Source organism: Xanthobacter sp., from assembly GCF_041911315.1.
GTDB classification, from domain to species: domain Bacteria; phylum Pseudomonadota; class Alphaproteobacteria; order Rhizobiales; family Xanthobacteraceae; genus Xanthobacter; species Xanthobacter aminoxidans.
The window spans coordinates 135401-159412 of record NZ_JAYRPE010000041.1 but is presented as its reverse complement, the minus strand read 5'-3'; the positions used below and the strand labels follow the sequence as shown (position 1 = coordinate 159412).

The window sequence follows — 24012 nt, the reverse complement described above, 5'->3', positions numbered from 1 at the left end:
CCCGTCCGCGGCCCCAGCCTGCGGCGCCGGCCGAAGCGGAACCCGCCGCCGAGGGCGCACCCGCCGCCCCGAACGGCCAATAGCGCGGGCGCGATGGCGCTCCACCTCATCAAGCTGTGCGTCGGCGCGACCTCCATCGCCGACCTCGAAGGCTGGATCGCCGACCGTGCCGATACCGCCCGGCGGGCCGGCGTCCCGTTCGAGCAGATCCACGTCACCCGCATGGTGCCGAGCCGCAAGGACGAGCTGATCGACGGCGGCTCGCTCTACTGGGTCATCAAGGGAGAGGTGGCGGCACGCCAGCGCCTGCTTGAGTTGCGGACCGTGGTCGATCCGGATGGGGTACGCCGCTGCGGCCTCGTGCTCGATCCCGCCGTCATCCGCGTGGAGCCGCGCCCCTCGCGGCCCTTCCAGGGCTGGCGCTACCTCTCCGACCGGGAGGCGCCCCGCGATCTCGGCACCAGCGCCGGCGCCGCCGATCTGCCCGAAGCCCTCAGCCGCGAGCTGCGCGATCTGGGCCTTCTCTGAACGGAATTGATGACGTTCGGTCATCTGCCGTTCAGGAAGCCTTCGCCATGGTCCGCCCCGAAACGCCAGGTGCCCCGCGCCCGGTGCCATCGAGGGAGATCCACATGACCATCCGCTTCGCGCCGGCCATATTCGCCTGTGCCGCCGGCCTGTGCGCGGCCAGCCTGACGGCGCCGGGCGCCGCGATGGCGCAGCAGAGCCAGGCGCTGAAGGAGATTCCCGCCGACAAGGCGAAGCTCACCGGCGCCATGACGGTGGATTACAACTCCCGGTCCCTGCGCTCCACCAGCGGCACCGATCTCTACGAGATCAGCGACCTCTCGGTCGCCGACCTGATGATCCTGAAGGGCTCGGTTCAGCGCACGCCGGGCAAGAGCCTCGTCTATTCCGTGAAGTTCGACGTCATCAATCCGTCCAACCCGTCCCAGGTGGCGCGGGAGGTGGCGATCCTGCGCGGCGACCTGCAGATCGACGCCAACGGCCGCTACATCCCCGATGCCGGCCGGCTGCGCATCGACGTGGTGAAGGGCAACCAGACCTCCTCGCCCTTCGGCGGCTCCATCCAGGGTCGCAACGTGACGCGCTGGTGGGAAGTGGCCGAGCAGTTCCGCCGGGCGCAGAAGGAGGCGGACAAGATCTATTCCCGCATGGTCGACGGCAAGGTGGTGTCGATCCAGGTGAAGAACCCCGATCCGCTGCGCTTCGAGCGCACCCAGCTCGCCGCCGGCCCCTTCTCCTTCCTCCCGGACGTGCGGGTCTCCGGCAACCTCGACTACGACTACGAGCTTGGCAACTGGCTGACCGACGCCAATGGCGTGACCTTCGCCTACACCGTCGCCGACAAGTCGTTCACCGACCGCGTGTCCGGCTCGATCCGCTATGTGGAGGAGAACGGCAACTTCACCGACAAGGCGGGCAAGAAGAAGCCCTATACCGGCTATTACGAGTACAATCTGCGCTGGAACGAGCAGGCGGTGAACACCGACCAGTCTTTCTTCGATGCCAGCGCGGCGCAGGCGCAGTCCGACGCCTTCTTCTCGTCCGCCGACCAGTCGAAGCCCGGTCTCTACGGCCGCGTCTTTTACAACGACAGCGAGGACGCCTGCAAAAGGGTGAAGGGCGACAACGGCCGGGACAAGTGCGTCGGCCCCACCCGCTCGGAAGTCACCTGGGACCTCAAGGCCGAGAAGCTGACCTACGCCCAGCTCGCCAACTGGGTGAAGCTGGAGATGCTCATCCTCGGCCCGCTGACGGACGAGTGAGCTTGCGTGAAGGGGAGGGGCGCCCCTCCCCATTCACTCCAGAACCGCGGCCTTGAGCAGGCAGACCATGAAGGCGCGGGCAGGCGCGCCGCTTCGGTTGCGGATGACGTGGCGGCGGTCGCAGCGATAGCGCACCGTCTCGCCTTCCTTCACCGTCTCCACCTGGCCCGCGACGTCCACTTCCAGCGTGCCGGATATGACCGTGAGGCATTCCACGGACCCGCGCTGGTGCCCGTCCGAATCGAGCTCCCCGCCGGGCGCGGCCTCCATGTCGTAATACTGGAGCCACTCCACCGTCTTGATCCAGCCGATGATGGACAGGCGCACCAGCCCGTCCTCGGAGAGCAGGATCGGCGTGTCGGCGCGGGAGAGCTTCTCCACGAAAGGCGCATCGTCGGAGGAGGCGAGCACCCGCTCCACCGACATGTCCAGCGCCTGCGACAGGCGCCACACCGTGGCCAGCGTCGGATTGGTCTCGTTGCGCTCGATCTGGCTGATGATGGACTTCGCCACGCCGGACTGCTCGGCAAGGTCCGACAAGGAGAGGTTGTAGGCCTTGCGCAGGCGCTGGATGGTCTTGCCCAGCTGCCCGGTAATCACCTGCGCGCCGGTTTCGAGAGAGCTGCCCCCGCGTTCCCTGACGGCCATGCCCCAATATCCTTTCAACCGAACGAGCGTTCGCTTCAGCGGACGTTACCGTCCGGGCGCGCGGGAGGGAAGGGGACGTAAGGCAAAGGAGCGTTTTTCCGCGTTCTAGTTGCGCCAGAGCTGGAAGAAGTGATGCACCGGGCCGTGGCCGGCGCCCACGTCGAGGCGGTCGGCGGCGGCGATGGCTCCGGTGATGTAGGCCTTGGCCTTCTCCACCGCATCAGGCAGGCCGAGCCCGGAGGCGAGCCCCGCGGCGATGGCGGACGACAGGGTGCAGCCGGTGCCGTGGGTGTTGCGGGTGGCATGGCGCGGGGCGGTGAAGCGCTGCGTGCCGGCTGGCGTGACGAGGAGGTCCACGCTCTCCGGCCCCTCGCCGTGTCCGCCCTTCATGAGAACGGCACGGGCGCCGAGCGCCAGCAGGGCCGCGCCCTGGCGCTGCATCTCCTCTTCCGTGTGCGCGGCCTCAAGGCCGAGCAGCGCGCCGGCCTCCGGCAGGTTCGGCGTGATGAGATCGGCGGCGGGAATGAGGATGGTGCGCAGGTCGTTCAGCGAATCATCGCTCAGGAGCCGCGCCCCCGACGCCGCGACCATGACCGGATCGAGCACCACCGGCCGCGCCTTGTGGCGCGCCAGCCCCTCCGCCACCGTGCGGATGGCGCCCGGGCGCGACAGCATGCCGATCTTCACCGCCTTCACCGCGAGATCCGAGAACACCGCATCCATCTGCGCGGCAATGAAATCGTCCGGCACGTCGTGGATGGCGCTGACGCCCGTCGTGTTCTGCGCCGTGAGCGCGGTGATGACGCTGGCGCCGTAGACGCCCAGCGCGGAAAAGGTCTTCAGGTCCGCCTGGATGCCGGCGCCGCCGCTCGAATCCGAGCCGGCGATGGTGAGGGCGATGGGAATGGGCCGGCTCATGGACGCGGTGAGGCTCCGGTGGGGCAGGGATGATCGAGCCGCCACCCTTGCCAGTCCCGGCGGATTTGTCCACCTTGGCGCGGCCCGCGAGGGCCTTCCGATCCCGCCGCCAGCGGAGCACGCCGTGGTTCCCTTCTTCGTCCAGATCAAATGCCAGCTCGGGAAGTCCTACGAGGTGGCTGATGCCCTCGCCAATGCGGAGATCGCCTCCGAGATCTATTCCACGGCCGGCGAGTTCGACCTGCTGGTGAAGTTCTATGTGGAGCCCGGCACCGACATCGGCCACTACGTGAACCAGAAGGTGCAGACCATTCCGGGTATCCAGGACACCCGCACCATCATCACCTTCAAGGCCTTCTGACGCGCCTTCGCGCACCGTTTCCAAGCCATCATTCGGGCCGGCCGGAACGAACGCAGCGGAAGCTGCGGGCGCGAAGCCGTGCGTCCAGTACATCACGCGCTTCGCGGGGATTGATCGCGGAGGCCGCATGCATTACTCAAGGATAAGGCGGTGGTATTCAAGTATTGAATGCTTCTAAAGTGAGCCGCGACCCTCAGCATTGGTCGTGGCCCGCGCCCGGATCTGGAGCGATTCAAAATGAACAGGTACGAACACGGGAGCGCTCATCTCGATAACGACAAGGCCGGTGGCGAGTGGACCTATCGTCCCGCGGATGAAACCTGCCGGACCATCCCCATGGTGGACGCGCAGCTCGACAGCCGGGACCTGTTCGCGGCCGGGCGGCTGGTGACGATCGCCCACGGCGAGCACACGTATCAGTTGCGGCTCACGGCGCAGAACAAGCTGATCCTGACTAAATAGCGCAGCCCACGCTTCGATCCCATCTGACGCCGCAGTCCGCTTGAGCTTGGCCGGTGCCATTCCTTCGCCGCGTTTGCTCTTCATGAGGAGGCGCCCCGGCGGAAGGCGGCTTTCGCGCACGACCGTCCGGTCCTTTTCGGCACGGGCGTTTCTGCTATTGTCCGCGCCCAATTCGAGCGGATCCAGACCGAAGCATGGCCATCTCACAGCCCGCATCCGACGACCGGCGGGCGTTCGATCTTGACCTGCCGCAGCGCCTCGTGGGGATCCTCGACACGGCGTCGGCGCGTCATGGCCGTGCCGTGCTGCTGCTGGTGGTGGTCGCCCTCATCACGTTTCTGCCGGGCTTCTTCAGCCTCCCGCCCGTCGATCGCGACGAGGCGCGCTTCGCCCAGGCGACCAAGCAGATGCTGGAGAGCGGCAATTACGTCGACATCCGCTTCCACACCCAGGTCCGCTACAAGAAGCCGATCGGCATCTACTGGTTGCAAGCCGCGACGGTGAAAGCCGGTGAGGCGGTGATCGGGCCGTCCGCCCGCACCTCCATCTGGCTCTATCGCCTGCCGTCGTTGGTCGCCGCCATCGGCGCCGTGCTGCTCACCTACTGGACGGCCCTCGTCTTCCTCTCCCGCCGCGGCGCGCTGTTCGCATCCCTCATGATGGCGGGATGCGTGCTGCTGGGGGTGGAAGCGCGGCTTGCCAAGACCGACGCGGTTTTGCTCTTCACCATCCTCGCCTGCTTCGGGGCGCTGGCGCGGGCCTATGTCCGCCCGCCTGAGGCGCGTCAGGGCGACTGGACCCTCGCCTTCATCTTCTGGACCGCCCTTGCGGCGGGCATCCTCGTGAAGGGGCCGGTGGCGCCCCTGTTCATCGGCCCCGCCATCGCCGCGCTCGCCATCGCGGACCGCTCCGGCGCCTTCCTGCGGCCGCTGAAGCCCCTTGCGGGCCTGCTGTGGTGCCTGTTGCTGGTGCTGCCGTGGTTTGTCGCCATCTACCTCCTCACCAACGGCGCCTTCTACCAGCTGGCCGTCGGCGTCGACATGATGGGCAAGGTGGCCGAAGGCGCGGAAGGCCACTGGGGGCCGCCGGGCACTTATTTCCTCGCCGCATGGGGCACGTTCTGGCCGTCCATCGTGGTTGCCGCATTGGCGGCGCCCTATGTCTGGCGCCACCGGCGCGGGCGGGCGGAGCGCTTTCTGCTGTGCTGGCTGGTGCCGAGCTGGGTGGTGTTCGAGATCGCCGTCACCAAGCTCCCGCACTATGTGTTGCCGGTCTATCCGGCGCTGGCGATCCTCTCGGCCCTCGTCGTCGAGCGGGGCGGGCTGGTTCAGGCGGGCTCGCGATTGGCCGGGCTGGTGTGGATCTGGCCGGGGCTTGCCATCGCGGTGGCGCTGGGGCTGGGCGGGGCCTACCTCTATTTCGGCAGCGGCTTCGGCCTCGCTGCGTGGCCGCTGCTGCTGCTGGGCGTCATGCTTCTGTGGTGGGCGGCGCGGGCGTTCCCGCGGGTCGGCATAGAGGGGGCGTTCCTCACTGCCCTGGCCGGCGCCATGGTGCTCTATCTCGCCGTCTGGCAGACCATGCTGCCGCAGATGCGGGCGCTGTGGATTTCCGAGCGCCTCGCCGCCGTGGTGAAGCAGCAGGGCTGCCCGGCCGCCAAGGTCGCGTCCTTCCCCTATCAGGAGCCGAGCCTCGTCTTCCTGGTGGGGACGCAGATCAACTACGTCCTGCCCAACGAGGCGGCGGCGCTGCTGAAGAAGGGCGGCTGCGCCCTCGCCTTCATGGACGCGCGCTTTACCCCCGCCTTCGAGCGGCACGCGGGCCTGCTCGCCCTGAAGTATCACGCGGTCGCGACCATCTCCGGCTTCACCTACAACGGCGGGCGATCCACCTCCATCACGGTGTTCCGCTCCGATGAGGCCGCCCCGTGAGCCCGGAGGCCGGCACCGGCGCGGCTCCGTCCGGTTCGTTCGCCGCAGGCTTGCGGTGGGTGGGAGAAGCCGTGCGCCTGCTCCTCATCTCCATCGGACGCGGGCTCGCCTATCTGCGCGGGCGCCGCATCGGCGTGCCGCGCTCGCGCCTCGGCTTTCTCGGGTGCTGGGAGGCGCTGGCGCTCGCGGCGCTGACGGTCGGCGTGGTGGCCGCACTGATGCTGCTGGTCGACCCGCTCACCCTCGGCCTCAGGCTCAAGGCCCCGTCCTGGCTCGTCGTCATGAGCGACCGTGTCACGGACCTCGGCTTCAGCGGGGTGGTGCTGTGGCCGCTCGGTATCGGCCTCGCCTATGCGTTGATGCTCACCCACGCGGGTGACGAGATGACCCGGCGGATCGCCGCCAGCGTCGCCGCGCGCCTCGGCTTCCTGTTCCTCGCCATTGCGCCGGTGGGGCTGCTGGTGGCCATCGTCAAGCACAGCCTCGGCCGGGCTCGCCCGCATGCCGCCATGCACATCAAGGGGCCGAGCCCGGAGATGACGTTTGATGTCATGATCTGGAAATCGAGCTTCGCCTCGTTCCCTTCGGGCCATGCCACCACCACCTTCGCGGCCGCGGTGGCGTTCGCCGCATTGTTCCCGCGGGCGCGGACGATCCTCCTCGTGGCGGCTTTTCCCATTGCCGCCACCCGCATCGTGCTCAGCTCCCATTATCCGAGCGACGTGGTGGCCGGCGCGGTGCTGGGGACCGCCGCCGCCTTGTGGACGGTCAAGCTGTTCGCTGCCCGCCGCGTCGTCTTCGCGGTTGACGCGGGCGGGGCGATCGTGCCCATGGCGGGGCCGTCCGCGCGACGGCTCGCGCGGCTCCTCGCTCCCGTCAATCCCGCGCGGGCTGGAGCATCCCTCCCGCCGCCGCAAGACATGAGCACAGCCGTTCCAGCCCAAGAGGCGAGACCTTGACTTCCCTTTCTTCCGAAACCCCTGCGGCCCCGCGGCTGTCGGTGGTGATCGCCGTCAAGGACGAGGCGGACAACGTGCTGCCGCTGATCGAAGAGATCGATGCGGCGCTGTCGTTCGAACCGTTCGAGCTGATCTTCGTGGATGACGGCTCCACCGACGCCACCCTCGCCAATCTTCGGCTGGCGCAGCAGACGCGGCCCTATCTGCGCATCGTGGTGCATGCGAAGGCCTGCGGGAAGTCGGCCGGCGTCGAAACCGGCGCGTGGGCGGCCAGGGGCGACCTTCTCCTGCTGCTCGACGGCGACGGCCAGAACGACCCCGCCTATCTGCCCGAGATGGTCCGCGTCATGGACGCGGGCGGACCAAGCATCGGCATGGTGCAGGGCGAGCGTCAGGGGCGCAAGGACACGGGCTTCAAGCGCTTCCAGTCGCGTCTCGCCAACCGGGTCCGCCGCAGCCTGCTCAACGACGGGTCGCGCGATACCGGCTGCGGCCTCAAGGTGGTGCGCCGGGAGGTGCAGCTGCGCCTGCCCATGTTCGACGGCCAGCATCGCTTCATGGCGGCGCTGGTGCGGCGCGACGGCCATGAGATCCTCACCGTGAAGGTGGTGGATCGCGAGCGCTGGCACGGCGTATCGAAGTACGGGTTCTGGAACCGCCTGGGGGTCGGCATCATCGACATGTTCGGCGTGTTCTGGCTGGTCCGCCGTCGCCGCCCGCCGAAAGTGGTGGAGCGCGGCTGATGGTCTATTACCTGTCGCAGATCGGTCGCTACATGACCGAGGTGTTCATCGACCAGTTCGACTGGTGGGTGGCACTGGGCCTGGTGGCGCAGTTCATGTTCACCATGCGCTTCGTGGTGCAGTGGATCGCCAGCGAGCGGGCGCAGCGCTCGGTCATCCCCTTTGCGTTCTGGACCTTTTCCCTTGGCGGAGGCTCGCTGCTGCTGGTCTATGCCATCTACCGCAAGGACCCGGTGTTCATCGCCGGGCAGGCGCTCTCCACCTTCATCTACATCCGCAACCTGCAGTTCGCCCTGCGCGAGCGGCGGGCGAACCGGGCGGTGACGTAGGCCGCGCCCTTCCAAGCCGCAGCAGGGCCAACATCGCAACCGACCCAAGCTCCGGCCCTCCGGTGAGGCCGGAGGGCCGCGGCATAGCGCGGAAAGTGCCTTTGCCTCAGTGCAGGATCTGGCTGAGGAACAGCTTGGTCCGCTCGTGCTGCGGGTTGGAGAAGAAGGCGTTGGGCTCGTTCATCTCCACGATCTGCCCGGCATCCATGAAGATCACCCGGTTCGCCACCTGACGGGCAAAGCCCATCTCATGGGTGACGCACAGCATGGTCATGCCGTCCTGGGCGAGGGAGACCATGGTGTCGAGCACCTCCTTCACCATCTCGGGGTCAAGGGCGGAGGTGGGCTCGTCGAACAGCATGATGCGCGGGCGCATGCAGAGCGCGCGTGCGATGGCCACGCGCTGCTGCTGGCCGCCGGAGAGCTGGCCGGGATATTTGTGAGCCTGGTGCGGGATCTTCACCTTCTCGAGGAAGTGCATCGCCAGATCCTCGGCCTCCTTCTTCGGCATCTTGCGCACCCACATGGGGGCAAGCGTGCAGTTCTCGAGGATGGTGAGGTGCGGGAACAGGTTGAAGTGCTGGAAGCACATGCCCACCTCGCGGCGCACCTCGTCGATGCGCTTGAGGTCGTCGGTCAGCTCGATGCCATCCACCACGATGCGGCCCTTCTGGTGCTCCTCCAGACGGTTGATGCAGCGGATGAGGGTGGACTTGCCCGAGCCGGACGGGCCGCAGATGACGAGGCGTTCGCCCCGTTCCACGGTCAGGTTCACGTCCCTGAGGACGTGGAAGTCGCCGTACCATTTGTTCACGCCGGTCATCTCGACGGCGATCTTGGGGGCGGTGGCCTCGTCGGCGGCGATGATGGGATCTGCGCTCACGTGTGTTGCCCCTCTCAGTGCCGGTGCGCCCGGTCGAGGCGCTTTTCCAGCGCCATCGAGTACCGGGACATGCCGAAGCAGAAGACGAAATAGATGATTCCGGCGAAGCCGAAGCCAGTGAACAGGGTGGTGGGCGAGGCCCAGTTGGGGTCGGTGAAGGCCGCCCGCATGGAGCCGAGCAGGTCGAAGATCGAGACGATCAGCACCAGCGTCGTATCCTTGAACAAGCCGATGAAGTTGTTGACGATGCCGGGGATCACCAGCTTCAGCGCCTGCGGCAGGACCACGAGGCGCATCATCAGCCCCGACCTGAGGCCCACCGCCATGGCGCCCTCATACTGGCCCTTGGGAATGGCCTGCAGGCCGCCGCGCACCACCTCCGCCATGTAGGCCGAGGCGAACAAAGCCACACCCACCAGCGCCCGGAGCAGTCCGTCGATGGTGAAGCGGCCGGGCAGGAACAACGGCAGCATGTAGGTGGCGAAGAACAGCACCGTGATAAGCGGCACGCCGCGCCAGAACTCGATGAAGATGATGCACAGCCACTTCACCAGCGGCAGCCGCGAACGCCGGCCGAGGGCGAGGAGGATGCCGAAGGGCAGGGACACGGTGATGCCGGTGACGGCGATCACCAGCGTCACCAGCAGGCCGCCCCACAGGCGTGTCTCGACCTGCGGCAGGCCGGTGTCGATGTCCACCGCCAGCAGCACCACGGCAAGGACGCCGAGCACGCTGAGCGTCGTCTGCGCAGCCGAGCGTCCGCCCTCCGGGCCCGCAAGGAAGCGGGAGATGCCGTAGGCGATGGCCGTCAGTAGGACGGTGGAGAGGACGTAATCGATCCAGAAGCCGATCCGCAGGCCCTGCGCGCCGCCGATGGTGGAGAAATCGACGCCGAGCCAGCCGAGGACGAAGCGCTGGAGATCGAGGTTGCCGCCGGTGAGCAGCACGAAGGCCACCACCGGATAGACGCCGAAGAAGAGAATCGCGTTGAGCCGCTTGTAGGGCAGGCTCTGGATCAGCAGCGGCAGCAGCAGGATGGCGCCGAGCCAGTAGACCACGTTCACCCGCCAGCGCTCGCTGGCCGGGTAGAAGCCGTAGATGAGCTGGTCGAGCTTAGCCCAGATGAAGGGCCAGCAGGCGCCCACCGGCCGCCCGAGCTTCTCGGCGAGGCAGGCGTCGCGGTTCGTGCCGGTCCACACCGCATCGATGAGGAAGAATTTGATGAGCGGCGGCACCGTCACATAGAGCAGCCAGATGCCGAACAGGGTGAGCAGCACCTGCGGCACCGAACCGAACAGATGCTGGCGGGCCCACAGGATGGGGCCGCGGGTCGCGACCGGGGCCGGCTGCGGCTCGTGGAACGCCGTCGAGACGAAGGGCGTCGCGGGGGTGATGGACGGGCGGGGGGCGGAGATGTCCGTCATATCACCGCTCCACCAGCGCGACGCGCTTGTTGTACCAGCCCATGATCGTCGAGGTGACGATGGAGATGGTGAGATAGACCGCCATGATGATGGCGATGATCTCAATGGCCTGGCCGGTCTGGTTCAGCGTGGTGCCGGCGAACACGGCGAACAGGTCCGGGTAGCCCACCGCGACGCCCAGCGACGAGTTCTTGGTGAGGTTGAGATACTGGCTGGTCAAAGGCGGCACGATCACCCGCATGGCCTGCGGGATGATGACGAGGCGCAGCGTCGGCCCGTTGCGCAGGCCGAGCGAATGGGCCGCCTCGGTCTGGCCCTTGGACACGGCGAGGATGCCCGAGCGCACGATCTCGGCGATGAAGCCGCCGGTGTAGATGGACAGCGCCAGCAGCAGCGACACGAATTCGGGGATGACGCGCAGCCCGCCAACGAAGTTGAAGCCGCGCAGCTCCGGCTTCTCGACGCCGACCGGGAAGCCCATCGCCGCGGAGGCGAGGAGCGGCAGCACGATGATGAGGCCGAGCGAGGTCCAGAAGACGGGGAAGAAGCGTCCCGTCGCCTCCCGCCGCTTCTTTGCCCAGCGGCCGAGCAGGAAGCTTAAGATCAAGGCGGCGATGAGGGCGTAGAGGATGGCCATGGAGCCGTCCTCGAAGATCGGGCGCGGCACCACGAGGCCGCGGTTGTTCACGAACACGCCGGGTGCCGCGAGGGTGGCGGCATAGGTCGAGAGCGGGCCGCCGAGGAAGCCGAGGCCGATGGAGGACAGGCCCGAGTCGATGGCGCCCAGCAGCGGTTGCAGCCCGAAGCCCCAGCTTTGGCGCGGACCCGGCAGGGTGGCCAGCACGGCGAGATACCAGAACATGATCTGGAACAGCGGCGGCAGGTTGCGGGTGATCTCCACATAGGCGGAGGCCAGCGCCTTGATGACCACGTTCTTCGACAGCCGGGCCACACCCATCAGGAAGCCGATGAGGGTTGCGAGGATGATGCCGAGGAACGCCACCAGCAACGTGTTGAGAAGGCCCACCAGGAAGGCGCGGCCGTAGGACATGGATTCGTTGTAGGGGACCAGCGACTGGCTGATGGCGAAGCCGGCGCGATTGTCGAGGAAGCCGAAGCCTGAGGCGATGCCGAGCCGGGAGAGGTTGGACTGGGCGTTTGAATAGAACGACCACAGCAACCAGAGGAGAATGACCGCGACGGTGATCTGGATCACCTGGGACCGCAGCTTGGGATCCGTCCAGGACCAGCGACGGCCCCGTGGCCGCGGCGGCGCGGCAGGGCTGACTTCAGACATGAAACCCCCGAAAGCTCAGGCCTTTGGCCTGTGTTCTTGGTGGCGGAGGGCACGATGCCCGCGTCCTCCGCCCCGTCTTCAAGCCAAGTTCTCAAGCAAGGCGTGGGCCATCAGGTCCCGGATGCGCTCAGCGCACCGGCGGGCCGTACTGGATGCCACCCTTGGTCCAGAGGTTGTTGAGGCCGCGCTCGATGCCGAGCGGCGTGGCGGGGCCGACATTGCGGTCATAGATCTCGCCGTAATTGCCGGTCGCCTTGATGATGCGCACCACCCAGTCGGGGGTGAGGCCGATGCCCTCGCCATACTTGCCGTCGGTGCCGAGCAGGCGCTTGATGTCCGGGTTCTCGGACTTCACCATCTCGTCGACGTTCTTCTGGGTGATGCCCAGCTCTTCAGAGTTCAGCAGCGCGAAGTAGGTCCACTTCACGAGGTCGAACCACTGGTCGTCGCCGTGGCGCACCAGCGGGCCGAGGGGCTCCTTGGAGATGGTCTCGGGCAGGAGCACGTGGTCGGCCGGGTTGGTGAGCTTGAGGCGCACGGCGGCGAGCTGGGACTTGTCCGAGGTGAACACGTCGCAGCGGCCGGATTCATAGGCCTTCACCGTCTCGTCGAGGGTCGCGAAGGCGATGACCTCGCGATACTTCATGTTGTTGGCGCGGAAGTAGTCGCCCACATTCAGCTCGTTCGACGTGCCGGTCTGCACGCAGATGGAGGCTTCCTGCAGCTCCTTCGCGGACTTCAGGCCCACCGACTTGCGGATCAGGAAGCCCTGGCCGTCGTAGTACATCACGCCGGCGAAGTTGAAGCCGAGGGTGGTGTCGCGCGACATGGTCCAGGTGGTGTTGCGCGACAGCACGTCGATGGCGCCCGAGGTCAACGCCGTGAAGCGGTCCTTGGCGGAGAGGGGGGTGAACTTCACCTTGGTGGGATCGTTGAAGATGCCGGCGGCGATGGCGCGGCAGAAGTCCACGTCGAGCCCGCTCCATTCATTCTTGTCGTTGGGGCTGGAGAAGCCGGGCAGGCCCTGCGTCACGCCGCAGTTGAGGGCGCCTCTCGCCTTCACGTCGTCGAGGGTCGCGGCCTGCACGGCACCGGCCAGCGACAGAAGTCCTGCTGCTGCGAGGAGGATGCGTTTCACGGAAGGTTCCTTTTTTCGCGACGACGAGCCCTGCCGCGGCCGCCTCCCGCCGCGATCCGGCACGAGATGGCTCGACGGACGGATCAAGGCCGTCTATCCCGCCCATCACAACCCCTCACAGCGGAGCGGTCAATAGCGGCCGGCCGGTCGCAAGCTGCCGTGACCACAGGAGATGCGCATGTCGGACGCAAGCAGGGATGACCACGGGGCAGACGGAGCGTCAGGCGAGGGGCGGGGCACGGCCACCAAGATCGTCCATGCCGGCCGCGATCCCCGCCGCTTCGACGGCTTCGTGAACACCCCGGTGGTGCGCGGCTCCACCGTGCTCTACCCGAATTACGACGACCTCATTCACCATCGCGCGCGCTACACCTACGGCCGCCACGGCAATCCCACCAGCGAGAGCCTTCAGGTGGCGCTCACCGCGCTGGAAGGCGGTGACGGCGTGGTGCTCACCCCGTCCGGCCTGTCGGCGGTGACGACGGCGCTGCTCGCGGTCGCCGGCAGCGGCGATCACGTGCTCGTGGTGGACAGCGTCTACCGGCCCACCCGCAACTTCTGCGACGGGCTCTTCGCCCGCCTCGGCGTCGAGACCACCTATTACGATCCCCTGATCGGCGCGGGCATCGCGGCGCTGATCCGGCCGAACACGAAGGCCATCTTCCTGGAGGCGCCCGGCTCCCAGAGCTTCGAGATGCAGGATGTGCCGGCCATCGTCGCGGTGGCGAAGGCGCGCGGAATCACCACCCTTATCGACAACACCTGGGCGACGCCGGTCTTCTTCAAGCCCCATGCCTTCGGCGTGGATATCTCCATCCAGTCCGGCACCAAATATATCTGCGGCCACGCGGATGTGAGCATCGGCACCATCTCCGCCATCGGCTCCGCCCTCGGCAAGGTGCGCTCCACCTACAGCGCGCTGGGCATGACGGTCGGTCCCGACGACATCGCGCTCGCCGCGCGCGGCCTGCGCACACTGGCGGTGCGGCTCGCCCACCACCAGAAGGCGGGGCTGGAGATGGCCGAGTGGCTCGCCGCGCGGCCGGAAGTCTCGCGCGTGCTGCATCCCGCGCTGCCGTCCGATCCCGGCCATGCCATCTGGAAGCGGGACTTCTGCGGCGCCAGCGGCCTGTTCAGCCTCATCCTGAAGCCGGTGCCCGAGAAGGCGGTCGCGGCCTTCTTCGATGCGCTGACGCTGTTCGGGATGGGCTATTCCTGGGGTGGCTACGAGAGCCTCGCCATCCCCTTCGACTGCAAGGACTACCGCACCGCGACGCGGTGGGGGGTGGAAGGGCCGGCGGTGCGCGTGCACATCGGGCTCGAGGATACCGCCGATCTCAAGGCCGACCTCGACCAGGCCTTCGCCCGGATGCGCGAGGTGGCCGCAGGCTAGAAGCCTTCGCCGGCGCCACGGGGAAACCCATGGCGCCGGGGAGCGTTCTCCTAACGGAACACAACACCGTCAGGAGAACGCCATGCAAGATCCGAAGGAAGCCCGCGAGGACGTGGAGTTCCACCGCACCGATGGCCGCACGGTGGATGGGGCGCCGGTGAAGACGGCTGCCAAGGCCAGGCAGGGCGTCACATCCGGACGCATGCTCATGGTCCTGTCCGTCGGCCTCGCGCTGGTGGTGATCGGCTTTGCGGCGAGCTACATGGGCGCGGTGTAGACCGCCGCCCATGGTCCTCACACGGCAATGTTGTCGATCAGGCGGGTCTGGCCAAGCCAGGCAGCGGCGAGCAGGCGGATGGGCTCCTTGGCATCCTTGAGCGGCGCCAGGGTCTCGGCGTTGCGGGCCGCCACATAGTCCACCTTGAGGCCGAGCGCGGAGATCATGCCGGAGGCGGTATCCACCGCCGCCTGCGGCTCCGCGCCCGCGCGAATCTGCTCGGCGGCGCGGGTGAGCGCGGCATAGATCACCGGGGCGACCTTGCGCTGCTCCTCGTCGAGATAGGCGTTACGGGAGGAGAGGGCGAGGCCATCCTCCTCGCGGATGGTCGGCACCGGCACTACCTCGACGCCGAGATCGAGATCCCTCGAAAGCCGCGTCACCACCTTGAGCTGCTGGTAGTCCTTCTCACCGAACATGGCGAAGTCGGGCGCGCACTGGATGAAGAGCTTGCCCACCACGGTCGCCACGCCGCCGAAGAAGTGCGGGCGGAAATCCGTCTCCAGCCCTTCGGAGGGGCCGCCCACGCTGATGCGGGTGGCAAAGCCCGCCGGATACATCTCGGTCGATGTGGGCGCATAGACGAGATCGACGCCGACTTCGGCGAGCTTGGTGAGGTCCGCCTCCAGCGCGCGGGGATATTTGTCGAAATCCTCGTTCGGGGCGAACTGGGCCGGATTGACGAAGATCGACACGACTGTGCGGCCGGCGCGTTCCCGCGCCTTCTCGGCGAGCGCCATGTGGCCCACATGCAGCGCGCCCATGGTCGGCACCAGCGCCACCTTGGAGCCCTCGGCCCGGAAGCCGGCCACCGCCGACCTCAGTTCGCGCACCCGGCCCACAACCCTCGGCAAAGTTGCCATCGTCCCATCCCCTCGATACGGCGCCCGGCCGCTGGGGGGTGCAGATAGGCCCTGGGCCGGTCCGCTTCAAGCCATTGCCGCCGTCCGGCCGGTCGGGCGAGGGCCTTGGTACGTCGTTCGATGCGGCTTATGTGTGGGAACAGAGAGGAACGCATGGCCACGCGCGACGACAGCAAGGGGAAACTGGCGGAAACCAAAGCCGCCGGATCGGTTCCGGTTTCCGGTTCGGCCGAGGTGGAGGCGTTCCTGGCCGCGGCCCGCAGCATGCCGCCGGCCCGACCTGCGGATGGCCGCGGTCGGCTGTCCTTCGCGCTCGATGCCACCGGTTCGCGCCAGCCCACTTGGACGCTCGCGTGCGACATCCAGGCGGACATGTTCGCCTCTGCCGCCGCCCATGGCGGGCTCGACATGCAGATCGTCTACTACCGCGGGCAGGACGAGTGCCGCGCCTCCCCCTTCGTGCGCGATGCCGCGACGCTGGGCGGGCTGATGCGGCGCATCTCCTGCATGGGCGGCCTCACCCAGATCAACCGCATCCTGGGCCATCTCGGCAAGGAGGCCGAGCGCTCGGGGCTGCGCGCCGCGGTCTTCGTCGGCGACGCGGTGGAGGAAGACCCGGCGGTGCTGAAGGAGGCCGCGGGGCAGCTCGCCCTGCGCGGCGTGAAGCTGTTCATGTTCCAGGAAGGCCACGATGCGCGGGTGGAAGACGTCTTCCGCGGCCTTGCGCAGGTCACAGGTGGCGCGTGGTGCCGGTTCGACCCCTCGGCCCCCGGCGAGCTTCGCCAATTGCTCGCGGCGGTCGCTGCCTATGCGGCCGGCGGCCAGATGGCGTTGACGTCCCGTCGCGACGACGGCGCCCGGCGCCTCATCGCCGCCATGGGCCGCTGACCGGTGGCGTTTCGCCCGTCTTTCGAAACCATCCCGCCGGCGCAGGGGCGCGGCGACCCGATCCGGAGTTCCGCGTGATTAGCCTTGTCGCCGGTGCGTTGCTGTTGCTGATCGGCCTCTATGGCCTTTCGGTCTGGACCAAAGCCGATCCGAAGGCCCTCATCGCCGCCATGATGCGGACGCTGGCCTATGCCGCGCTTCTCGGGGCCGCAGGCGCTCTGGTGACAGGGCGGATCGGCATCGCGATTCCGCTCGGGGCGGTGGGCATCGCCCTGCTCGGGCGGCTCGATCCGCAGGGGATCGGCGGTTATCTCGGCGGGCTGTTCAAACGGCGGAGCGCACCCAAAACCTCGGGCGTGCGCACCGCGATGATCGAGATGGAACTGGACCATTCCACCGGGGACATGCGGGGAACGGTGCTTGCCGGGGTCCATGCCGGGCGGCGTCTGGAGGAGCTGGACATCCCCTCCCTGGTGGCGCTGCGCCCGCAGTGCGATGCGCAGTCGCTCGCCTTACTCGAAGCTTATCTCGACCGCCGGGCGCCCGCCTGGCGTGAGAACGCACAGGGAAACGCGGGTGCGGGGGATATGGGCGGAGGCGGTGGCCTGGACGCTGCGATGCCCGAGGAGGAGGCCTATCAGATCCTTGGCCTTCAGCCGGGCGCGAGCGCGGAAGCTGTCCGCGCGGCGCACCGCTCCCTCATGAAGAAGCTCCACCCCGATCATGGGGGCTCCGATTATCTCGCGGCGAGGATCAACCGAGCGAAGGACGTGATCTTGCGCAAGCATCGCTGATTCTCTGTCAGAACTTCAATTCCTGATAGGCATGCAGTCGAAATCGTTACGCTTGAGTAAACGACAAGCTTCCTTGGCCGACTTCTCATCGAACCCGGCAAAGCGGGCGCGGTAGAGTTCGGTCGAACCCTTGGTCACCTTCTCGGTGTAGGGGTCCGCGCCGGCCAGCGCCGACTTCACCCGCGTGCGTGCGGCATCGAGCTTGGTGCGGGCCGCACGCTCGGCATCGAACGCGCCGATCTGGATGCTCCAGCCGGTCTTGGCGGAAGCCGGCACGTGGCTGCGCTGGGAGGGGGCAGCGGCAGGCGCGGGCTGGGGCTCGGCCACCGGGGCGAGGGAGGCCGTGCGCACCGGCTTTGCCGCCTGCTGGACCGCCTGCGGGTTGGCGCGGTTGTCCACCACGCCTTCACGGGCGGCGCGCAGGGCGCGGGCATAGGGATCATCCGGCTCCATGGCGGCGATGCGCGCGGCGCGCATGGCCTGCTCGGCAGCGGCATCGTGCGCGCCGAGCCGGGAATTGTCCTTGCCGGACGGCGGGGCGGCCGGAGCGGGCACATCGGTACGCGCGGCGACCTGCTGCGGCTTGGCGTGGGCCCGGCCCTCGGCCGCGGCGGTCGCGGCGGCGGCGGCCGGCGACTGGGCAAGGCGGGAGGGGCCGAGATAGCCGAGGACGCCCGAGGGAGCGGAGGTGAACTGGGTGTTGGAGGCCACCTGGACCGGGGCGGGGGCGGCGGCCGGCGCCGCAGCCACGTTGGCGGCGATGGGCTTCTGGATGGCGACGGTCTTCACGGCCACCGGCTTGATGGGCTCGGCCGAGCCGGGCTTCACCTGGGGCAGGGGGGCCGAAGGCGCTGCGGCGGCGACGGTCTGATTGGCCGTGCGCGTGGCGGGCTTGGCGGGGATGGAAGCGGTGGTGGTCGGCTCGGCGTTGGCCTCGACCACGGCCGGCTTCGGCAACGGCGCAACCGCATGGGGCTGGACGTCGTCGCGGGCGGCGACGATGGGCATGGGCGCGTTGAAGGTGCCGGGCCTGCTGATGGAGAAGGCGTTGTCCGCCACTTCGGTGATCTTCGGCGCGATGCGGCCGCCGGCATAGGCGGTGGGCAGGTTCTGGCTGATGAGGCTGGTCATCCGCGCATCGCGCGAACCGCCGCTGGAGCCGCCGAGCACGACGCCGACCAGATACCGACCGTCCCGCTTCACCGAGGTGACGAGATTGTAGCCCGAGGCATTGGTGTAGCCGGTCTTGATGCCGTCCACGCCGTCGATCCGGCCGAGCAGGCGGTTGTGATTGCCGATGGCCTGACCGCGATAATAGAAGGTGCGGGTGGCGAAGTACTTGTATTGCTTGGGAAAGCGCTCCTGGATGGCGCGGCCGAGGATGGACAGGTCGCGGGCTGTCGTCACCTGGTTCACGTTCGGCAGGCCGGAGGCATTGCGATAGACCGTGCGGCTCATGCCGAGGGCGTGGGCCTTCTCGGTCATCGCTTCGGCGAAGGCGGACTCGGACCCAGCGAGATTTTCCGCGATCACCACCGCCACATCGTTGGCCGAGCGGGTGACAATCGCCTTGATGGCGTCTTCCACTTCAATGGTCTGGCCGGGCTTCATGCCGAGCTTGGAGGGCTGCTGCGACGCCGCCTTCGCGGATACCTCCAACTTGCTGTCGAGGCGAAGATTTCCGGCCTCCAGCTGCTCGAACAGGAGGTAAAGCGTCATGATTTTGGTGACTGAGGCAGGATGTCGCAGGGCGTCCGGATTTTCCTCGTACAGCACCTTGCCGGTATTCCCGTCCACGATGATGGCGGCGGAGCCGTAGCGCCAGCGACCACCGTCCGGGTCCGCAGCGGCAGCGGTCTTGGTATTGGAGGACGGCTTCGACTTGGATGCGGACCTCGACGCGGACTTGGAGGACGACTTCGCGCTGCGCTCCACCTGCGTCTTCTTGCGCGGCTTCGCGTCGGCCACCGTTGCCGTCAGGGAGAAGGCCGCAAGCACCGCAAGGGCAAGGGCTTTCGAGCAATGTGGCAGACCGCCGCGAGCGTAACGCATGTACTTTTGTCCCGTGTCGCTGGTCGCAGACGCCGCCCCTTTTCCGGAAGACCGATGTGACAGGGAAGCCTTGTGAGAGGCTTGTGCGTCGCACCGGAGGTCCAGGGAAGCGACCAGTGCCTGACCCTAAAAACGCGGAGTTACCAAGGCGTAAACCGGGCGCCTCTGCCATATTGTGCGGTGCACCATATCGCTTGACTTTCGTTGTGCAGTGCATAATATCCACAACTGAGCGGAGGCATAATCCACTCGACGCTAGGCCGGCGCGTTTGCTGGCGCGAAAGGGGACATCCAATGGTTCAGGGCGCTGAAGAGCTCCAGAAGCTCAGCAAGGACAATGTCGAAGCCGCGATGAAGAGCTTCGGCACGCTTTCCAAGAGCGCGCAGGCGATCGCGGTGGAAATCGCCGATTACACCAAGGCTTCCTTCGAGCAGGGCACCGCTGCCCTCGAGAAGCTGCTCGGTGCCAAGACCCTCGAGCAGGCCATCGAGATCCAGCAGTCGTACCTCAAGACCGCCTACGAGGGCGCCGTCGCCCAGGCGACCAAGCTCGGCGAGCTCTACACGGAGCTGGCGAAGGAGAGCTACAAGCCCTTCGAGACCTCCTTCGGCAAGTTCGGCCGCTGAGGCAAATTCCTCGGGCTTGCGGCCTGAGGCTCGCCCCGTCCGGCGCGCAGCACTGCGTGCCGGGGGCTGGATGATCCCGCGAGGTCGCCCCGTCAGGGATGGCCTCCCGGTTCCGCGCCGGGGGCTCGTATCGCGTCGCGCCCCGGCGCCCCCATCTGTGACGATCCGGTCGCGCCCGCTCCCTGACCGCGCATCAATGCGCCGCACGCGGGATATGCGCACCTGACCTTGCGCTCGTCAGCATTGCTCCCGACATAGAAGCCGACCGAACGTCCATGCGGTCGCATGCGCTTGGTGTCCTCCTTGCGCACTGCGGTACTGGCGCGGACGCATCGATTTTTCTATGATTGCCAGCCGTCAGGGGCTGCGCCGAGGCTCCGGCTTGCCGCCGGGGATCGCGACAGGGCGCGAGGATCATGAAGCACGTTTTCCATCCGTCTCATCCGGCTGGCGCCCATTCGGCCCGCGTGATGCCCGCGCGCACGCTGCCGCGCGCCATGGCGGGCGAGCCGCCGCGCAAGGGCGACGGACCGGGCACGGCCGTCATCACCCGCACCAAGCCCCAGACCAAGCGGCCGAGCCTTTATCGCGTGCTGCTGCTCAACGACGACTACACGCCCATGGAATTCGTGGTGCACGTGCTCGAGCGGTTCTTCAGCAAGAACCGGGACGAGGCGAACCGCATCATGCTCCACGTCCATCACCACGGCGTCGGCGAATGCGGCGTTTTCACCTACGAGGTCGCCGAGACCAAGGTGACTCAGGTGATGGATTTTGCCCGCAAGCATCAGCATCCGCTTCAGTGCGTGATGGAAAAGAAGTGAGCCGCAGCAGGCGGCGTTCAGACTTCCCGCAGAAAAAGTGATCGTGCCCCGACCCGGGCGGAAGTTCGGGCCGGCGGGGCGTTGTGCCGTCGTCAAGCGGAATTCGGCGGCGGGCCCGCGCGCTTTCCTTTCGCCGAGGGACTTGCGCACTGCGGCATCCAGTACGAAGTTTGTGTGAATGGTGCACGTGCTCCGGATCTGGGGGAAGATTCCGAAAGTCCGGTGCGACGCGCGAAAGAGGTGTCGATGCCTACATTCTCACGCAGCCTCGAACAGTCGCTCCATCGCGCTCTGGCCCTCGCGAACGAACGCCACCACGAATACGCGACTCTCGAGCACCTGCTTCTCTCGCTCGTCGATGATCAGGATGCGGCCGCCGTCATGCGCGCCTGCAACGTCGACATGGAGAAGCTCCGTCGCAACCTCATCGAATATGTCGATACCGAGCTGGAAAATCTCGTCCAGTCCGGCTCCGACGATTCAAAGCCCACGGCCGGTTTCCAGCGCGTTATCCAGCGCGCGGTCATCCATGTCCAGTCCTCGGGCCGCGAGGAGGTGACGGGCGCCAACGTGCTCGTCGCGATCTTCGCCGAGCGCGAGAGCCATGCCGCCTATTTCCTGCAGGAGCAGGACATGACGCGGTACGACGCGGTCAACTACATCTCCCACGGCATCGCCAAGCGCTCCGGCATGTCCGAGAGCCGCCCCGTACGCGGCGCCGAGGAGGAGACCGAGACCAAGTCTGGCGACGACAAGCAGAAGAAGGCCGACGCGCTCGACGCCTACTGCATCAACCTCAACAAGAAGGCGCATGAGGGCAAGATCGATCCCCTCATCGGCCGCGACAGCGAGATCACCCGCACCATCCAGGTGCTCTGCCGCCGGCAGAAGAACAATCCGCTTTTCGTGGGCGATCCGGGCGTCGGCAAGACCGCCATCGCCGAGGGTCTCGCCAAGCGCATCAACGACGGCGAGGTGCCGGAGGTGCTGGCCACCGCCACCGTCTTCGCCCTCGACATGGGCGCGCTGCTCGCCGGCACCCGCTATCGCGGCGACTTCGAGGAGCGTCTCAAGCAGGTGGTGAAGGAGATCGAGGCCTATCCCAACGCGATCATGTTCATCGACGAGATCCACACGGTCATCGGTGCCGGTGCGACCTCGGGCGGCGCCATGGATGCGTCCAACCTCCTGAAGCCGGCGCTCGCCTCGGGCTCGCTCCGCTGCATGGGCTCGACCACCTACAAGGAATACCGCCAGTATTTCGAGAAGGACCGCGCCCTCGTCCGCCGCTTCCAGAAGATCGACGTGGCCGAGCCCACCGTGCCGGACGCCATCGAGATCCTGAAGGGGCTGAAGCCTTACTTCGAGGACTACCACAAGCTGCGCTACACCAACGACGCCATCAAGGCGGCGGTGGAGCTGTCGGCCCGCTACATCCACGACCGCAAGCTGCCGGACAAGGCGATCGACGTGATCGACGAGTCGGGTGCGGCCCAGATGCTGCTGCCCGAGGCCAAGCGCAAGAAGACCATCGGCCTGAAGGAGATCGAGGCGACCATCGCCACCATGGCGCGGATTCCGCCCAAGACCGTCTCCAAGGACGATGCCGAGGTGCTGGCCAACCTGCAGACGACCCTGAAAAGGGTGGTCTATGGGCAAAACAAGGCCATCGAGGCGCTCTCCGCCTCCATCAAGCTGGCCCGTGCCGGCCTGCGCGAGCCGGAGAAGCCCATCGGCTGCTACCTGTTCTCCGGCCCCACCGGCGTCGGCAAGACGGAAGTGGCCAAGCAGCTCGCTTCCATCCTGGGCGTGCAGCTCCTGCGCTTCGACATGTCGGAGTATATGGAGCGCCACACCGTGAGCCGCCTCATCGGCGCGCCTCCCGGCTATGTGGGCTTCGACCAGGGCGGGCTGCTGACGGACGGCGTGGACCAGAACCCGCACTGCGTGCTGCTGCTGGACGAGATCGAGAAGGCCCATCCGGACCTCTTCAACATCCTCCTGCAGGTGATGGACCACGGGAAGCTGACCGACCACAACGGCAAGCAGATCGACTTCCGCAACGTGATTCTGATCATGACCACGAATGCGGGTGCGGCGGATCTGGCCAAGGCCGCCTACGGCTTCACCCGCAGCAAGCGCGAGGGCGACGATTCGGAGGCCATCAACCGGACCTTCGCGCCGGAGTTCCGCAACCGCCTCGACGCGGTGATCCCGTTCGGCCACCTGCCGCCCGAGGTCATCACCCAGGTGGTGGAGAAGTTCGTGCTCCAGCTGGAGGCCCAGCTCGCCGACCGCAACGTCACCATCGAGCTCTCCGACGAGGCGGGCGCGTGGCTGGTGGAGCGCGGCTACGACGAGCAGATGGGGGCGCGGCCCATGGCCCGCGTCATCCAGGAGTTCATCAAGACCCCGCTGGCGGACCTCGTGCTGTTCGGCGCGCTCAAGAATGGCGGCCACGTGCGCGTGGTGGTGGAGGGCGAAGGCAGGGAGTCGAAGCTCGGCTTCGAATTCCCCGAAGGCCCCGTCACCCCCAAGCCGGAGAAGATCGTCCCGGCCCCCGCCAAGCGCCGCAAGCCGGCGGCCAAGTCGAAGGCCAAGCCCACCCCCAAGGGCAAGGGCCCGAAGGGCGGGCCGGCCGGTGGTCCGGGACGCTCCGGCAGCCCGGTGCCCAAGCTGCCGCTGGTCAAGGCTTGACGGCACTGCGATCAAAAGAAAGAGGCGGCTCCCGTGCCGCCTCTTTTCGTTTCAGGATCAGGAATTGCGCGGCTATTCCGCCGCCTCGCCGTTCTTGAGGCTGCCGCCGTGCAGCTTCTTCAGCTTGGCCTTCAGCGCGGCCGGCGGCGGCGCGTAGATGAAGCCGAAGGAGACGCAGCCCTCCTTGCCCTCCACCGCATGATGCAGCCGGTGCGCCTGAACGAGCCGCTTGAGATAGCCGTTGCGCGGCACGTAGCGGAACGGCCAGCGCTGGTGCGTGATGCCGTCGTGGACGAAGAAATACAGGAAGCCGTAGACGGTCATCCCCACGCCCACCCACAGCAGCGGGCCGCCATTGCGGTAGAAGTAGATGAGCAGGATGGCGATGCCGGCGAACACGACGGCGTAGAGGTCGTTGCGCTCGAACACGCCTTCGCGCGGCTCGTGGTGCGACTTGTGCCAGCCCCAGCCCCAGCCGTGCATCACATATTTATGCGCCGCCCACGCCACGCCTTCCATGGCGGCGACGGTGAGGAGCACGATCGACGTGTTGACGAGGAAGGCGAGCGCGTTCGACATGGTTCTCCATCCGCTGCGGCAGAACGGGATATCCCCGGGGCTGCCGCGGGCCTCGTCCTTATACAGCATCACCCGGCGCGTGGCGCACTGTGCAAGATCAACTGGCAAGATCAACTGCGCGCGCCCGGGCCCTGCCGC

24 protein-coding genes are annotated in these 24012 nt (G+C 67.3%); 15 read left to right on the top strand and 9 right to left on the bottom strand.

Annotation, left to right across the window (positions count from 1 at the left end):
• The first annotated feature begins 93 nt into the window (after window positions 1-93).
• Together ACE3QW_RS13455 and ACE3QW_RS13450 are read left to right on the top strand one after the other, a co-directional pair.
• Window positions 94-528 carry a DUF1489 family protein gene (locus tag ACE3QW_RS13455; protein ID WP_374251840.1) on the top strand — a complete coding sequence of 145 codons (435 nt, stop codon included), beginning with the start codon at window positions 94-96 and terminating at the stop codon, window positions 526-528.
• A 104-nt stretch (window positions 529-632) separates the two neighbouring features.
• Complete coding sequence (locus tag ACE3QW_RS13450; protein ID WP_029558690.1) at window positions 633-1790, top strand: hypothetical protein; 1158 nt, start codon at window positions 633-635, stop codon at window positions 1788-1790.
• Between the two features lie 33 nt (window positions 1791-1823).
• On the opposite strand, the gene ACE3QW_RS13445 is transcribed toward ACE3QW_RS13450, so the two are convergent.
• Together ACE3QW_RS13445 and thiD are read right to left on the bottom strand one after the other, a co-directional pair.
• A complete protein-coding gene (locus ACE3QW_RS13445; protein WP_250165749.1) occupies window positions 1824-2438 on the bottom strand; it encodes a helix-turn-helix domain-containing protein in 615 nt (204 codons plus the stop codon).
• A 105-nt stretch (window positions 2439-2543) separates the two neighbouring features.
• Entirely contained in the window at window positions 2544-3356 is an 813-nt protein-coding gene (gene thiD / locus ACE3QW_RS13440; protein WP_374251835.1) for a bifunctional hydroxymethylpyrimidine kinase/phosphomethylpyrimidine kinase, read from the bottom strand.
• A gap of 124 nt (window positions 3357-3480) precedes the next feature.
• Between thiD and ACE3QW_RS13435 the strand changes: the two genes are divergently transcribed.
• The 6 genes from ACE3QW_RS13435 (at window position 3481) to ACE3QW_RS13410 (ending at window position 8138) form a co-directional block, all read left to right on the top strand.
• On the top strand, window positions 3481-3717 hold the full coding sequence (locus ACE3QW_RS13435) for an Lrp/AsnC ligand binding domain-containing protein (protein ID WP_024278840.1): 237 nt from the start codon (window positions 3481-3483) through the stop codon (window positions 3715-3717).
• Between the two features lie 237 nt (window positions 3718-3954).
• Window positions 3955-4179 (top strand): hemin uptake protein HemP, encoded by a 225-nt coding sequence (gene hemP / locus ACE3QW_RS13430; protein ID WP_024278841.1) that lies wholly within the window; start codon window positions 3955-3957, stop codon window positions 4177-4179.
• Between the two features lie 194 nt (window positions 4180-4373).
• On the top strand, window positions 4374-6107 hold the full coding sequence (locus tag ACE3QW_RS13425) for an ArnT family glycosyltransferase (RefSeq protein ID WP_374251834.1): 1734 nt from the start codon (window positions 4374-4376) through the stop codon (window positions 6105-6107).
• On the top strand, window positions 6104-7066 hold the full coding sequence (locus ACE3QW_RS13420) for a phosphatase PAP2 family protein (RefSeq protein WP_374251833.1): 963 nt from the start codon (window positions 6104-6106) through the stop codon (window positions 7064-7066). Before ACE3QW_RS13425 ends, ACE3QW_RS13420 begins: the two co-directional genes overlap by 4 nt.
• The gene (locus tag ACE3QW_RS13415; RefSeq protein ID WP_374251832.1) at window positions 7063-7809 is read left to right on the top strand and encodes a glycosyltransferase; all 747 of its coding nucleotides are present in this window, start codon (window positions 7063-7065) and stop codon (window positions 7807-7809) included. Before ACE3QW_RS13420 ends, ACE3QW_RS13415 begins: the two co-directional genes overlap by 4 nt.
• Entirely contained in the window at window positions 7809-8138 is a 330-nt protein-coding gene (locus ACE3QW_RS13410) for a lipid-A-disaccharide synthase N-terminal domain-containing protein (protein WP_029558685.1), read from the top strand. The genes ACE3QW_RS13415 and ACE3QW_RS13410 overlap by 1 nt, the downstream gene beginning before the upstream one ends.
• Before the next feature lie 106 nt (window positions 8139-8244).
• Here ACE3QW_RS13410 and ACE3QW_RS13405 read toward each other — a convergent pair whose 3' ends face one another.
• The 4 genes from ACE3QW_RS13405 to ACE3QW_RS13390 form a co-directional block, all read right to left on the bottom strand.
• Window positions 8245-8961, bottom strand: coding sequence for an amino acid ABC transporter ATP-binding protein (locus tag ACE3QW_RS13405; protein WP_155982441.1), 717 nt, complete (start codon window positions 8959-8961; stop codon window positions 8245-8247).
• A 74-nt stretch (window positions 8962-9035) separates the two neighbouring features.
• Complete coding sequence (locus tag ACE3QW_RS13400) at window positions 9036-10445, bottom strand: amino acid ABC transporter permease (RefSeq protein WP_029558683.1); 1410 nt, start codon at window positions 10443-10445, stop codon at window positions 9036-9038.
• 1 nt (window position 10446) lies between these two features.
• Window positions 10447-11742, bottom strand: coding sequence for an amino acid ABC transporter permease (locus ACE3QW_RS13395; RefSeq protein ID WP_374251831.1), 1296 nt, complete (start codon window positions 11740-11742; stop codon window positions 10447-10449).
• 127 nt (window positions 11743-11869) lie between these two features.
• Complete coding sequence (locus tag ACE3QW_RS13390) at window positions 11870-12880, bottom strand: amino acid ABC transporter substrate-binding protein (RefSeq protein ID WP_024278849.1); 1011 nt, start codon at window positions 12878-12880, stop codon at window positions 11870-11872.
• Window positions 12881-13058: 178 nt separating this feature from the next.
• On the opposite strand from ACE3QW_RS13390, the gene metC reads away from it, so the two are divergent.
• Window positions 13059-14273 (top strand): cystathionine beta-lyase, encoded by a 1215-nt coding sequence (metC, locus tag ACE3QW_RS13385; protein ID WP_374251830.1) that lies wholly within the window; start codon window positions 13059-13061, stop codon window positions 14271-14273.
• A gap of 82 nt (window positions 14274-14355) precedes the next feature.
• Complete coding sequence (locus ACE3QW_RS13380; RefSeq protein ID WP_029558680.1) at window positions 14356-14550, top strand: hypothetical protein; 195 nt, start codon at window positions 14356-14358, stop codon at window positions 14548-14550.
• A gap of 17 nt (window positions 14551-14567) precedes the next feature.
• Here the strand turns inward: ACE3QW_RS13380 and panC are convergent, their stop codons facing one another.
• Window positions 14568-15413, bottom strand: coding sequence for a pantoate--beta-alanine ligase (panC, locus tag ACE3QW_RS13375; RefSeq protein WP_374251829.1), 846 nt, complete (start codon window positions 15411-15413; stop codon window positions 14568-14570).
• Between the two features lie 153 nt (window positions 15414-15566).
• Between panC and ACE3QW_RS13370 the strand changes: the two genes are divergently transcribed.
• Window positions 15567-16301, top strand: a complete 735-nt coding sequence (locus ACE3QW_RS13370; protein ID WP_051679269.1) for a hypothetical protein — start codon at window positions 15567-15569, stop codon at window positions 16299-16301.
• 104 nt (window positions 16302-16405) lie between these two features.
• Complete coding sequence (locus tag ACE3QW_RS13365) at window positions 16406-17095, top strand: DnaJ domain-containing protein (RefSeq protein ID WP_284145351.1); 690 nt, start codon at window positions 16406-16408, stop codon at window positions 17093-17095.
• A gap of 15 nt (window positions 17096-17110) precedes the next feature.
• Here the strand turns inward: ACE3QW_RS13365 and ACE3QW_RS13360 are convergent, their stop codons facing one another.
• Window positions 17111-19147: a serine hydrolase gene (locus tag ACE3QW_RS13360; RefSeq protein ID WP_374251828.1), complete on the bottom strand. Its 2037-nt coding sequence runs from the start codon at window positions 19145-19147 to the stop codon at window positions 17111-17113.
• A 294-nt stretch (window positions 19148-19441) separates the two neighbouring features.
• Here ACE3QW_RS13360 and ACE3QW_RS13355 point away from each other — a divergent pair, with 294 nt between their 5' ends.
• The 3 genes from ACE3QW_RS13355 (at window position 19442) to clpA (ending at window position 23295) form a co-directional block, all read left to right on the top strand.
• A complete protein-coding gene (locus ACE3QW_RS13355; RefSeq protein ID WP_024278856.1) occupies window positions 19442-19774 on the top strand; it encodes a phasin family protein in 333 nt (110 codons plus the stop codon).
• A 470-nt stretch (window positions 19775-20244) separates the two neighbouring features.
• Window positions 20245-20598 carry an ATP-dependent Clp protease adapter ClpS gene (clpS, locus tag ACE3QW_RS13350; RefSeq protein WP_029558675.1) on the top strand — a complete coding sequence of 118 codons (354 nt, stop codon included), beginning with the start codon at window positions 20245-20247 and terminating at the stop codon, window positions 20596-20598.
• A 246-nt stretch (window positions 20599-20844) separates the two neighbouring features.
• Window positions 20845-23295, top strand: a complete 2451-nt coding sequence (clpA, locus tag ACE3QW_RS13345; RefSeq protein WP_250165760.1) for an ATP-dependent Clp protease ATP-binding subunit ClpA — start codon at window positions 20845-20847, stop codon at window positions 23293-23295.
• Window positions 23296-23367: 72 nt separating this feature from the next.
• Here clpA and ACE3QW_RS13340 read toward each other — a convergent pair whose 3' ends face one another.
• Complete coding sequence (locus ACE3QW_RS13340; protein ID WP_024278859.1) at window positions 23368-23874, bottom strand: sterol desaturase family protein; 507 nt, start codon at window positions 23872-23874, stop codon at window positions 23368-23370.
• Window positions 23875-24012: the final 138 nt, after the last annotated feature.